This window comes from Micromonospora humidisoli (assembly GCF_016900955.1).
Classification (GTDB): domain Bacteria; phylum Actinomycetota; class Actinomycetes; order Mycobacteriales; family Micromonosporaceae; genus Micromonospora; species Micromonospora wenchangensis.
Window position 1 is genome coordinate 1,159,879 of record NZ_JAFEUO010000001.1, and the last position, 12,609, is coordinate 1,172,487.

Genomic DNA, 12,609 nt, shown 5'->3' on the forward strand with positions numbered 1-12,609 from the left:
GCAGTCCTGGTGCACCGATGCTAGGCGATGGGTTCCGTACCCGGAAGATCGTCGCGGCGACCAATGGATATTGACGGCGGCCGCACCGATGGTCGAGTCTTACCGGTGCCCGATGTGGACCGCCGACCGACAGGTGGGTAGCTCGCCATGACCGTCGTCTCGGAGCTGCGGGACTACCCCTTCGCGCCGTTCACCGGCGACCTGCCCGCCGAACTGCTCGACATGGTCACCGAGCCGGTCGGCCGGGTACGGCTGCCCGACGGCCGGCCCGCCTGGCTGGTGCTCGGCTACCAGGACTGCTGCACGGTGCTGGCCGACCCCCGGTTCTCCCGGCTGCCGCTCGGCGCGACCGGTACGCCCGATGGCGCGGGCCCCCGGGAGTTGAACATGGACGGTCCGGCGCACGCGGTCGTGCGGCGGGTGGCCAGCCGGGCGTTCACCGCCCGCCGGATCGACACCTTCCGCCCCCGGGTACGCCGGCTGGTCGACGCGCTGATCGACGACCTGTTGGCCGGTCCCCGCCCCGCCGACCTGGTCGCCGCGCTGGTGGCGCCGCTGCCGGTCCACGTGGTCTGCGACGTGCTGGGGGTGCCGGTGGCCGACCGGCCCCGGTTCTACGGCTGGATCGAGGGCCTCAACTCGGTCACCGCGTACGGGTCCGCCGACGCCGCCACCGCGCAGGCGGAGCTGCGGGCGTACCTGGCCGGGCAGTTGGCGGGCAAGCGGGCGGACCCCGGCGACGACCTGCTCTCGGCCTGGGTGCTGGGCCGCGACGCGCACGAACTCGACGACGCGGAACTGGTCGAGCTGGCGATGGGCGTGCTGCTCGGCGGGCTGGAGATCAACTCCACGAGCGCCGGGTTGCGGGCGCTGTTCCAGCACCCCGAGCAGTTGGCGAAGCTGCGGGCCGACCCGGGCAAGCTCTCCTCGGCCACCGACGAGATCCTCCGCTACACCTCGGTGAGCAGCATGTTCCGGGTCCAGGTGGTCCGCGAGGACCTCACCCTGGGCGGGGCGGCGATGCGCGCCGGGGACTGCGTGATGGCGATCCCGTGGGTCGGCAACCGCGACCCGCGCGTCTTCCCCGACCCCGACGTGTTCGACATCGACCGGGTGCCGACCGCACCGCACCTCACCTTCGGCTTCGGGCCGCACTTCTGCCTGGGCACCGCGCTGGGCCGGATGCAGGTGGAGCTGTCCATCGGCGAGCTGCTGCGGCGGCTGCCGGGGCTGGCCCCCGCCGTGCCGCTCGACGAGATCCCCTGGCGGCACGACCGGATGAACGGCGGCATCGCGTCGTTCCCGGTCACCTGGTGAGGACGCCCCGGTCACCGGCCGGTAGCAGCCGCCCGCGCGTCAGTAGCTCTCCACCGCGTTGACCCGGTCCGGCCAGTAGCGCTGGCCGGGCGCGGCGACGTAGTGCTCCCACCGGGGCGCGTCGCCGGTCGGATGGTCGCCGAGCACGGTGATCCGCTGCCCGCGCCGCACGCCGGTGTAATCGTTGATCGCGTAGTGCTGGGTGACCCGGTTGTCCCAGATCGCGACGTCACCCACCCGCCAGCGGTACCGGCAGGTGAACTGGGGGCCCTCGGAGAACGCGAACAGGTACTCCAGCAGCGCGTCGCTCTCGTTGCGGCTCAACTGCGGGATGTGCGAGGTGAACAGCCGGTTGACGTACAGCGAGCGGCGGCCGGTCTCGGGGTGCACCCGGACCACCGGGTGTTCGGCCCGGCTGGTGAACTCGGTGCCGATCCGGATGACGTGGATGGCGGTCAACCCGTCGAGCAGGTCCCGCATGGGGGCGGAGAGCGCCTCGTACACCTTGCACTGGTTGGTCCACATGGTGTCGCCGCCGGTCTCGGGCAGCTGCACCAGGTGCAGGATGGAGGCGATCGGCGGGCTCTGGTGGAAGGTCATGTCGGTGTGCCAGACGTCCACCTTGCCGCCGTCCTCGGAGTCGATCAGGACGATCTCCGGGTGCCCCGCCAACCGGGGCAGGTACGGGTGCAGCTCGACCTCGCCGAAGCGCCGGCCGAAGGCGATGTGCGCCTGCGGCGTCAGCGCGGTCTGCCCGGCCACGAAGACCACCTGGTGGGCGAGCAGCAGCCGGTGCAGGTGGGCGAAGCCCTCGTCGGTCAGGGTGTTCAGGTCGATGCCGTGGACCTCGGCGCCCAGGGCGCCCGCGACGAGCCGCACCTGCGGCACGAGGGACGTGGTCATCGGTGCTTCCTCCGGTCTGGGCGCCCGGGCCCGTCGGCGCATTGTTCCACGCCGGTGAATGGGATCTCCACCGTTGATATTGACGCCGTCGCGCCGTCCCTGGGAGCATTCGGGCCGGCGGAGGCCACGGCCATCGTGGACGCGCGGCGCGACGGGGGGCTGTCCCGGTGACGATCGAGACCTCGACCGATGACGATCCGGCGGCCCGGCTCGGCCGGTTGACCGACCTGGCCACCCCGTTCGCCGTACGCACGGCGGTCACCCTGCGGGTGCCGGAGCGGATCGCGGCCGGCGTGACCGGTCTGGACAAGCTGGCCGCCGCCTGCGACGCCGACCCGGACGCGCTCGGCCGGCTGCTGCGCTACCTGGTCCACCGGGGTGTGTTCGTGGAGACCGCGCCTGACGTGTTCGCGCTGACCGACGTCGGCGAGCTGCTCTGTGAGCGCGACGGCGGCGGCCACGGCGGCTACCTCGACCTCGACGGTCTCGGGGCCCGGATGGACCTCGCCTACACCGGGCTGCCGCACGCGGTACGCACCGGCGGACCGGGCTACCAGGCGGTGCACGGGCGGGACTTCTGGGCCGACCTCGACGCGCACCCGTCCTACCGGGCCTACTTCGACGCGCTGATGCTCAGCCAGCAGCGGTTCACCGCGCCGCAGGTGGCGGCGCTCTACCCGTGGCGGCGGGTGGGCCACGTGACCGACGTCGCCGGGGGTGCCGGCGGGTTGCTGCGGGAGCTGCTGACGACCCACCCGCACCTGCGGGGCACCCTGGTCGACCGCGACGAGCCGGTGGCCACGGCGACCGCGACGTTCGCCGCGCACGGGCTGACCGACCGGGTCGACGCCGTGGTCGGGGACTTCTTCGCCGAGCTGCCGGCCGGGGCCGACGTGTATGTGGTGTCCCGGGCGTTGACCGACTGGAGCGACAGGCACGCGACGGCGATCCTGCGCCGGTGCGCCGAGGCGGCCGGGCGCACCGGTCGGGTGCTGGTGGTGGAGGTGCTGCCGACCGACCCGTACGTGCCGCACCGCTCGCCGTACGACCTACAGATGCTGGTGCTGGTGGGTGGCCGGGAGCGGGGGGTGCCCGAACACGTGGCACTCGCGGCGGCGGCGGGGTTGAAGCCGGTCGGGACCTACCGCGGGACCGGGGGACTGACCCTGTTGGAGTTCGCTGTGGACGCCTGATCGGCCCGACCGACGATCCGACGTTCGTACCTGTTTTCGCGGTGCCATGTGACGCACGGTGAGCAGTTCAGCGGATTTCTCTGGCATCGACCGATTTGCCGGTGAATAGGTTTGTGATATTCGTGTTTCTCCATAGCTGGAGCACTTTTCCGAAGGTTGTTCATGGACGGACCGGCAGGTAACGTCTCGCGTGCCGGCTGGGCCGAGCCTTTGCGAAAGGGTCGACACGCTATGACGGTTACTGGTTTCACGCGCTATCCGCCCTTTATCGACGACCTTGCCCGCAGCGAATCGGGACGACTGCTGCACGCGGAACTCGAACGCCGGTGGCCGGAGTCGACCGACCAGTTGGTCGGCATCGCCCGCTACGCCCTGCTGCCGGCGGGCAAGCTGCTCCGTCCGCTGATGACGCTGCACGCGGCGGAGGCGGTGGGCGGTTCACCTGCCGACGTCCTGCCGGCCGCGCTGGGGATGGAGTACCTGCACGTCGCGACGCTCGTGCACGACGACATCATCGACGCCGACACACTGCGCCGGGGCCGGCCCGCGGTGCCCGTCGCCTTCGGCATCCCCAACGCCATCGTGGTGGGTGACCACCTCATCTTCACGGCTTTTCAGTCCATTGTGGAATCCGGGGTGACCGTGCCGGCCGGGCACGTCGCCGCCGCCGTGGCGGCCCTGGCCGAGGCCGGTCGGGACCTGTGCCGGGGGCAGCTGCTCGAAACGCAGCTCGTCGGCGACCTCGACGAGGGCGCCCGCTGCTACCCCGAGATGATCCGGCTCAAGACCGGCGCGCTGTTCCGCGCCGTGTGTCACGTCGGCGCGCTGCTCGGCGGTGCCGAACCGCAGGTCGCCGCCGCACTGGCCCGCTACGGCGAACACCTCGGCATCGCCTTCCAGATCCGCGACGACCTGCTGTCCTACGTGGCCACCCCGGAACAGACAGGAAAGCCGGCCACCAGCGACCTCAACAACGGCCGACCCACCCTGCCGCTGCTGCTCGCCTACGACGCCGCCACCGACGCCGCCCGGGTGGAACTGATGGCGGTGCTGCACCGGCGCGGAGCCGGCCCGGGGGACGTCGAGTGGGTCGCCGACCTGCTCGCCGAGGTCGACGCGGTGCGCAGCGCCCGCCGGCAGATGGCGGAGCACGCCGAGCGGGCACTGGCCGAGCTGGCCGGGCTCACCCCGTCCCCCAGCGCCACCGTGCTCGCCGGTATCGCCCACTGGATGACGAGCGAGACGGCGTGAGCGCGACCGGTTCGGTACGGGCGTTGCGGGCACACGTCGAGACCTGGCGGCCGTACACCCTGTGGTACGTCGGGCTGGTCGGCCTCGCCGGCGCGGCCCTGGCCGACGGGCCGCACCACCCGTGGCTGCTGCTGTCGGCCTGGGCCGCCCCGACCGCCGGCTGGCTCGGCGGCCACTACCTGGGCGACTACTTCGACCGGGAACTCGACGCCGGCAGCAAGCCGCACCGGCCGATCCCGTCCGGTCGGCTGGCCGCCCGTACGGCGCTGTGGTGCGGCTGCGCCTGCTTCGCCGTCCTCGCGCTGCTGGCGGTGCTCGGCGGCTGGGGCACCACCTCGGCGGCGGTGCTCGGCGCGTTCGGCATCGTCGCCTACAGCCGCTGGTGCAAGGCGCGCGGCATCGCCGGCAACCTGGTCCGGGGAGCGCTCGGCGCGATCGCGCTGCTCTACGGCACGCTGACCGTCGGGCTGTCCCCGCAGCAGCCGTCGGCGCTGCCGGTGCTGCTCGCCTCGATTGTCGCGTTCTGGTCGCACGACACGATGTCCAACCTGGTCGGCGCGCTGCGCGACATCGACGGTGACCGGGCCGGCGGCTACCGCACCCTGCCGGTTCGCCGGGGCACCCCGTTCGCGGTCCGTACCGTGCTGGCCCTCTACGCCGGCACCGTCGTCGCCGCGCTGGCCGCCGGGCTGCTGGCCGGGCCGGGCCGGCGGGCCGGCTACCTGGCGACGCTCGCCGTCGTCGTGGCGCTGGGGGTCGCCGCCCTGGCCCCGCTCGTCGCGCACCGCGCCGACATGCCCGTGCTGGTGGCGTTGCGGGCGCACGCCGTCCTGGTGGTCGAGCGGGTGGTGCTGGCCTCGGCCCTGGTCGGGCTGGGGCTCGGGATCGGCGTGCAACTGCTGCTGGCGGTGCCGATGGTCGCCCTGACCTGGTGGGCGCAGCGGACGATGCGCGCCGGGCACGAACTCGGCACCGGACGACCCGCGCTGGCGCTGGCCACCCCCCGTCGAGCCGCCATGGAGGACGTGTCATGACCGCTGTGCCCACCGAGGCCCTCGACCGGGCCATCACCCGCGGCGCGGAGGCGCTGCTGCGCCGGCAGCGCCCCGACGGGGTCTTCGGCGACGACCCACCGGCCTCGGTGCTGGGCACCGCGGGCACCGTCGCCGCCCTGCACGCCGCCGACCCGGTGGGCAGCGCCGACCTCGTCGACGCCGGCACCTCATGGCTGCGCCGGCAGCAGCACGACGACGGCGGCTGGGGCGGCGTGGTGGGGGCCGACAGCGAGGTCGTCGCCACCGCCGTCGCGGTCGCCGCGCTGGCCCTGACCGCACCGGACGCCAGCGCCGAGGTGATCACCGCCGGCCGCGCCCGGCTGGCCGCGATGGGCGGCGTCGACACGGTCACCGACCCGGCCATCTCACTGCTCTGCCGGCAACTGCTCACCATGGCCGGGATGACCGCCGAGGCGGGCCCGCTGCGCCGGCTGCCGCTGGAGATCGTCCTGTTCGACCGGGTCCGCCGCCAGCGCCTGTCGTTCCGTACCGCGCCGTTCATCGGGTTGGCCCTGATGCAGGCCGACCTGCTGCCCACCGGCCGGCTGCGTCGGGCCACCCTGCGGCGGGCCCGACCGGCGGCGCTGCGGCTGCTGCGCGCGATCTACGACCACGAGGGCCGCACCGGCGCGTTGAGCGAGGACCCGTGGCCGGCCGCCCTGGTGCTGCTCGGCCTGGCCCGCTCCGGCGAAGCCCCGGACATCGCCACCGCCGTGGTGGGCTGGCTGCGCCGCGCGGTACGCCCCGACGGTGCCTGGGACGCGGTGACCAACCTCGACCTGACCCGCTCCGGGTACGCGGTGACCGGGCTGATCGCCGCCGGGTACGCCGCCGACCCCCGGCTGCGCCCCACCCGCGAGTTCTTCCACGCCACCCGGAAGCCGACCGCGTTCACGGTGCTGGACGTGCCGCCGGGCGGGTGGAGCTACTCCAACGTGGGCGGTTGGCCGGTGACGCTGGAGTCCGCCGAGATCCTGTCGGCGCTCGCCGGCTACCCCGACGCCGGCACCGACCCGGTGCTGCGTGGCGGCCTGGACTGGCTCGTCGGCCGGCAGGACAGCCGGGGCTCGTGGAGCCTGTGGGTGCGCGACACCAAGCTCGCCAACGACGGCCCCTGCCCCGCCATCACCAGCCAGGCGGTGCACGCCCTGCACGACGCGGGGCACCCCGACGACCACCCGGCGATCGCCGCCGGGGCGGCCTGGCTGCTGACCGCCGCGCGCCCCGACGGCAGCTACGAGAACCTGTGGTACCGCGACCACACCTCCGGCACGGCGGTGGTGGTGGCGGCGCTGTCCCGGGTCGGGCACGCCCGGCACGACGTGGTCCGGCGGGCGGTGCGCTGGCTGCGCGACACCCAACTGCCCGACGGGTCGTGGGGGCCGGGCGACGGCACCGCCGGGTCGGTCGAGGAGACCGGCTGGGCGGTTCAGGGGTTGCTGGCCACCGGCGACCCCGGGCACGCCGACGCTGTCGACCGGGGGGTCTCCTGGCTGCTCGCCGCCGCCGGGCCCGACGGCGGCTGGCCGGCCACCCGGGTCTGCAACTACATCCGCCACCACCTGCGCTACCCCAACGCGGTGATCACCCAGGCGGTCGCGCTGCGGGCACTCGGTGAGTACCGGCGTACCGTCGCCGGGCGGGCGGACGTCGCACCCGGCGCGGTCGCCCGATGAACGCCGACGTCGACGCCGTCGTGGTCGGCGCCGGGGCCGGCGGCCTGGCCGCCGCCCGCGCGCTCGGCGCGCGCGGCCTGCGGGTGCTGGTGCTCGACCGGCAACGCACCCCCGCGTCGATCGCCAAGGGCGAGATCCTGCAACCCGAGACGGTACGCATCCTGGACGGCTGGGGCGTGCTCGACGCCCTGCGGGCCACCGGCGCGTGCCCGGTCGACCAACTGGCCATCCGCGACCCGCAGGGCGGCCCGCTGCTCGCCCTCGACTACGGCACCCTGCCCGGCCGGTACCGGCAGATCCTCTGCGCCGACTACGGCGACCTGCGTGCCGTGCTCGCCGACGGGCTGCCCGCCAGCGTCGAGATCCGGTGGGGGCAGCGGGTCACCGGCCCGCTGCGCGCCGCCGACGGCCGGGTCACCGGGGTCCGGGTCGCCGACGGTGACGGCGAGCGGGAGATCCGGGCGGCGCTGGTGGTCGCCGCCGACGGGATGTCCTCACCGCTGCGCAAGGCCGTCGGCATCGACGTCGAGCGGCGGGAGTACCCGCACGGCCTGGTCGCCTTCGACGTGCCCGGGGTCCAGGTGGCCGACGAGGTGTCGGCCTACCGCACCGGGCGCGGGCTGTGCCTGGTCTACCCGCTGCCCGGCGGGCGGTGCCGGGTCTACGTGCAGGTGACCCCGGACGAGTTCCGCGGCCGCAGCACCGCCGACCTGGCCGACTGGTGCGACCGGCTGCTCGCCGAGGTGCCCGCGATCCGGCCGCTGGGGACGGCGCTGCGGGCCCACCTGGACCGGCGGCAACTCCTCGCGGTCTACCGGCTGCGGGCGGCCCGGCTGACCGTGCCGGGGCTCGCCCTCCTCGGCGAGGCCGCCCACGCGGTGCACCCGATGGCCGCGCAGGGTGTCAACAGCTCACTCACCGACGCCGAGACCCTGGCGGCCACCCTCACCGCCGACGGGGGCCGCCCCGACGACGCCGGGGTGGACCGGGCACTGCGGGACTACGACGCCGCGCGCCGGCCCCACCTCGACCACGTCGCCACGGTCAGCCACAGCGCGGCCCGCATGCTCACCAGCGTCTCCGGGCTGCCCCGGCTGCTCGGGGGGCGGATGATGCGGCGCACCGCGGCCAACCCCCGGCTGCTCGCGCTCACCGCCGGCAACCTGTCCGGCACGACCGTCAGGCCGCTGTCCCCGGTCGACCGGATGTACCAGCTCGGGCTGCTCGTCGACCGGCACGCCCACCAACCCGTCCCGCCGGCCCCGCAACGAAGTGAGCGACGATGACCACTGCGACCACCGTCGGCACCCAGCCGCCGGCCGACCTGTCGATGAACGAGACGCCGTACCCGCCGCTGCCGAGCATCAGGCGGATCGTCGAGGACGGTGCCGCCGCCCTCCAGCGGTACCCGGACCGCACCGCCGCCGCGCTGCGGGGGGCGCTTGCCGCGCGGCTGGGCGTGGGACCGGAGTCGATCCTCGTCGGGCCCGGTTCGGCCGGGCTGTGCCAGCACCTCGTCCAGGCGCTCGGGCCGCGCCCGGAGGTGGTGCACCCGGCGCTGTCCTTCGAGGGCTACCCGCTGATCATCGGCAACGTCGGGGCCCGGGGCGTACCGGTGCCGATGGACGGCTACCGCCACGACCTGCCGGCGATGGCCGCCGCCGTGACCGACCAGACCCGGTGCGTGCTGCTGTGCAATCCCAACAACCCGACCGGGGCGGTGCTGCACCGCGACGAGATCGAGGCGTTCCTGGCCCGGATCCCGGCCGACGTACCGGTGATCATCGACGAGGCGTACCGGGAGTTCGTCACCGACCCGCAGGTACCCGACGGGATGGACCTGTTCCGCGCCCACGACAACGTCTGCGTCCTGCGGACCTTCTCCAAGGCGTACGGGCTGGCCGCGCTGCGGGTCGGCTACGCGGTGGTGCCACCCCGGGTGACGCCGCTGGCCGGCATGGTGGGCGCGGTGTTCTTCCCGAACAGCCTGGCCCAGGCGGCGGCGGTGGCGAGCCTCGACGAGGCGGTCACCCCCGAACTGACCCGACGCTGCGCCGACCTGGCGGCGTCCCGGGCCCGGCTGATCGACGGGCTGCGCGCGATCGGCCTCACCGTGGCCCCCAGCGAGGCGAACTTCGTCTGGCTGCCGTTGGGGGAGCGGGCGGTGCCGTTCGCCGAGCAGGCCCGCGACGCCGGCATCCTGGTGATGGCCCTGCCCGGTGCGGGGGTCCGGATCACCGTCGGCACCGACGAGGCGAACGCCCGGCTGTGCGCCTTTGTCCAGAGCACCTGGCCCACGTGACCGCGAGGTCGGAGCGTGGGCTTCGGGAAGACGCTTTCTACAGCTGCTTGACCTTGTCGAGAAACGTCTCCCAACTGGCGCTGCGGGCGAACCAGGGAGGCGTCAGCTGGCCGAGTGCCACGATTCTCTCGGCGATGGCGATGCTGTCGGCCTCCGTGTAGGTCTGGAACGACGGTCGTGCGCCCGGCGGTGTGACCGCCTTCTTGAGCTCTTCCTTCGCGTTGCGGATCCTGCCGACGTCCCGTCCGGCGAACTGGTCCGGTCGACGCCACGTGGGACGGACGGCCTGGACCGCGTCGGGGAACAGGAACCACCAGGTCTCGATCTCCCACGCGGGCACGATCGCGACCACCGGCCAGCGCAGCGACCGGTGGCTGTCCTCGATCTTCGCGATCAGCTTCTGGTGTGCCGGCTCCACCTCGTCGGCATCCTCGTGCATGAGGACCGCGCGGATCGGCGTCCGCACGTCGACGGCCCGCAGCAGAGCCGCGGCCTTCGTCGACTGGCTCGGCAGCCGCTGCGGGGGCACGTTGCGTACCAGCGACATCGGCTTGCGGAGCGGCCTGAGGGCTCCGCGGGGGATGTCCGGGCGCAACGCGGCCACCAGGATCTGAATCGTCCTGCGGTCGTTGTCGTCTTCACCGAGGATCACCACCACCGAGCGGTTATCACCTCGTCTCGCGGTCATTCTGGGCAGCCCCCGAGAGCGCCGGAGAACCACAGCTCACCCAGCCCGAGCTCGCCGTGTAGTTCCTGCTCCATGGCCTTGACAGCTTCGGGAGCGATCGCGGGGATCTTCGACGCGGCGTCCGCGCCCCGCTCACACACGATGAGTTCGTCCGGCGTCAGCCGGTTGACCAGCGGGGGGGAGTGGGTGGCGATCAGGAACTGCGTGCGTCCGGACGCCTCACGCAACAGCTCTACCAGGCGGTCGAGGATGTGCGGGTGCAACCCGTGGTCTATCTCTTCAATGCAGGTCAGTCGTGGCGGCGACGGGTCATAGAGCAGCGAGAGCAGCGCGAGGGCGCGGATGGACCCGTAGGAGGCCTCCTGCAGCGTGGTCGCCCCGGACAGGCCTTGCTCCACCAGGGTGAGGACCGTTCCTTCACCGGCACCGCCGATGGCGGTGAACTGAAGACGTTCGAGACCGGGAATGAACGCACGGGCGTCGCGTTGCAGCGCGTCGAACCGATCGGGGTGCCGGTCGGCGAGGAAGGCGAGGAAGGCGGCGAGGTTGCTCGCGTCATCGTGTAGACGCTCACTCGCACGTTCCTGTGATGGTTGCCGCGCGGCGGCGACGTCGACATCGAAGACGCGGAAGCTGGCGAACATGTCAGCCAGGGCCTCGACCTGCTCGCCGCCGTCCTCGGGGCTGAGCTTGGGCAGGGTGGACAGGCCGAGCGAACCTTCCCGCAGGCTGGCGGTGTCCTCACCGCCCTCCGGCTTGTGGAAGGTGATCAGGCCACCCTCGACCGTGATGCGCCGGCCCGGACCGGCTGTCCGCTTGAACGCGAAGCTCTCGGCTCGCCGTAGGTAGTACCGCTCCCTCTCGCTGCGACCCGACTTGAGCTTGTCGGATGAGAACTCCAGCGTGTAAGTGTCGGTCGCCTTCAAGGAACTGTTTCTGGTGACTGCGGCCTCTACCTCGATGCTGATCGTCTGCCGCGCCCCCCGAGCGTCCCGGAAGGCCACCCGATCGAATCCCGCGCGGCGGTCGAGCGCCGGTGCCAGGTCGGCCCGGGTGGCGTCGCCCAGGAACGCGATGACATCGAGGAAGTTCGACTTGCCCGCGCCGTTGAGGCCGACGAGCACGTTCAGCGCCCCCAGACGCACCTCGACGTCGCGGAGGCTCCGGAAGTTGGTCACCTTCAGCCGGAGTAGGTAGGGGGGACGCCGGACAGCCACGCCCGCAGCGTACCCGGTGGATCTCCGTCTAGGCGGTCGGCGCGGCCCGGGTGATGGCCGCGTCGCCAACCGGGCGGGTGGGGGTGGTCTGCCAGCCGGTCAGGCAGAGGTAGCGCAGGTCGGGGTCGTAGTCGGCGGTCAGCACCGGCCGGGACCGGTCCGGGTCGGCGGCGAGGACGTCGAGCAGGGTCCACCACGGTCCGGTGACCGGCTGCCCCGGCGGGGCGACGGTCACCCCGTCGGTCGGGTGCGTCGGCCAGGCCGCCGCGAGGTCGGCACCGAGCACCAGCCGGGCGTCGGGCCGGCCCGCCGACAGCGCGGCCAGTTCGGACCCGGCCAGCGCGGCGACGTCGCCGGCCGCCACGTCGGCATGCTGGCGGAGCACCGTCATCCGGGCCGGGGCGTGCGCCACGTCGCCGGTGTGCTCCGGCACCGCCCCGGCCCCCGGGGCGGTGCGGCAGAGCATGCCGACCGCCTGCTGCCGGGCCGGGGCGGGCGTCGGCGTGCGGTACGGCAGCACAGCCTGGTCGACGGCGATCACCAGGGCCGTCGTGCCGCCGCCGGACGAGGCATACGCGTGGGCGAGCCGGAGACCGCTGACGACCGCCGCCGGGCCCTGGTCGCAGACGGCGAAGGAGAGCGGCGTCCCCGGGCAGAGGTGGCTCAGGTAGGTGGCGGTGGCCCGGCCGGGCAGCACGTCGTGCCGGGCGAACGCCAGCACGAGCAGGTCAACCGGTTCCTCTGCCGGCACGAGCGCCCCGATCAGCGCCTCGGCCATCTCCGCGTGGGACCGGCCCGGCGCGTCCTGCCCCGGGCGGTCCGGCAGTTCCAGCCCGTACGGTCGGGCGAGGTCGGCCAGGTAGCGGGCGGACCGGGCCCGCTGGTCCGGGTCGGCCAGCAGCGTGGCCGGCCCGGTGAAGACCCGCCGGGCGGCCCGGATCAGGTGCAGGTCGGTCGACGGGACCGCCATCACGGTGCTCCTTCCTCGGTGTCCGGTTCCTCGACGC

The 12,609-nt window shown here is 73.6% G+C and carries 11 protein-coding genes; 7 read left to right on the top strand and 4 right to left on the bottom strand.

The window, feature by feature from the left end:
* The first annotated feature begins 147 nt into the window (after positions 1–147).
* A complete protein-coding gene (locus JQN84_RS05130; protein WP_239484660.1) occupies positions 148–1,317 on the top strand; it encodes a cytochrome P450 in 1,170 nt (389 codons plus the stop codon).
* Positions 1,318–1,356: 39 nt separating this feature from the next.
* Here JQN84_RS05130 and JQN84_RS05135 read toward each other — a convergent pair whose 3' ends face one another.
* A complete protein-coding gene (locus JQN84_RS05135; RefSeq protein ID WP_204957203.1) occupies positions 1,357–2,220 on the bottom strand; it encodes a TauD/TfdA dioxygenase family protein in 864 nt (287 codons plus the stop codon).
* 167 nt (positions 2,221–2,387) lie between these two features.
* On the opposite strand from JQN84_RS05135, the gene JQN84_RS05140 reads away from it, so the two are divergent.
* The 6 genes from JQN84_RS05140 (at position 2,388) to JQN84_RS05165 (ending at position 9,697) form a co-directional block, all read left to right on the top strand.
* Positions 2,388–3,413: a methyltransferase gene (locus tag JQN84_RS05140; protein ID WP_204957204.1), complete on the top strand. Its 1,026-nt coding sequence runs from the start codon at positions 2,388–2,390 to the stop codon at positions 3,411–3,413.
* A gap of 231 nt (positions 3,414–3,644) precedes the next feature.
* Entirely contained in the window at positions 3,645–4,664 is a 1,020-nt protein-coding gene (locus tag JQN84_RS05145) for a polyprenyl synthetase family protein (protein ID WP_204957205.1), read from the top strand.
* Positions 4,661–5,698 carry a UbiA family prenyltransferase gene (locus tag JQN84_RS05150; protein ID WP_204957206.1) on the top strand — a complete coding sequence of 346 codons (1,038 nt, stop codon included), beginning with the start codon at positions 4,661–4,663 and terminating at the stop codon, positions 5,696–5,698. The genes JQN84_RS05145 and JQN84_RS05150 overlap by 4 nt, the downstream gene beginning before the upstream one ends.
* Positions 5,695–7,395, top strand: coding sequence for a prenyltransferase/squalene oxidase repeat-containing protein (locus JQN84_RS05155; protein ID WP_204957207.1), 1,701 nt, complete (start codon positions 5,695–5,697; stop codon positions 7,393–7,395). Before JQN84_RS05150 ends, JQN84_RS05155 begins: the two co-directional genes overlap by 4 nt.
* Entirely contained in the window at positions 7,392–8,681 is a 1,290-nt protein-coding gene (locus tag JQN84_RS05160) for an FAD-dependent oxidoreductase (RefSeq protein ID WP_204957208.1), read from the top strand. The genes JQN84_RS05155 and JQN84_RS05160 overlap by 4 nt, the downstream gene beginning before the upstream one ends.
* Entirely contained in the window at positions 8,678–9,697 is a 1,020-nt protein-coding gene (locus JQN84_RS05165; RefSeq protein ID WP_239484661.1) for an aminotransferase class I/II-fold pyridoxal phosphate-dependent enzyme, read from the top strand. The genes JQN84_RS05160 and JQN84_RS05165 overlap by 4 nt, the downstream gene beginning before the upstream one ends.
* A gap of 37 nt (positions 9,698–9,734) precedes the next feature.
* Here JQN84_RS05165 and JQN84_RS05170 read toward each other — a convergent pair whose 3' ends face one another.
* From JQN84_RS05170 to JQN84_RS05180, 3 genes are read right to left on the bottom strand one after another with little or no spacing between them, the layout of a single operon-like run.
* Positions 9,735–10,355 carry a hypothetical protein gene (locus tag JQN84_RS05170; RefSeq protein WP_204957209.1) on the bottom strand — a complete coding sequence of 207 codons (621 nt, stop codon included), beginning with the start codon at positions 10,353–10,355 and terminating at the stop codon, positions 9,735–9,737.
* A 26-nt stretch (positions 10,356–10,381) separates the two neighbouring features.
* Complete coding sequence (locus tag JQN84_RS05175; protein WP_307821015.1) at positions 10,382–11,602, bottom strand: AAA family ATPase; 1,221 nt, start codon at positions 11,600–11,602, stop codon at positions 10,382–10,384.
* A 28-nt stretch (positions 11,603–11,630) separates the two neighbouring features.
* A complete protein-coding gene (locus JQN84_RS05180; protein WP_239484663.1) occupies positions 11,631–12,572 on the bottom strand; it encodes a 2-hydroxy-acid oxidase in 942 nt (313 codons plus the stop codon).
* Between the last annotated feature and the right edge of the window lie 37 nt (positions 12,573–12,609).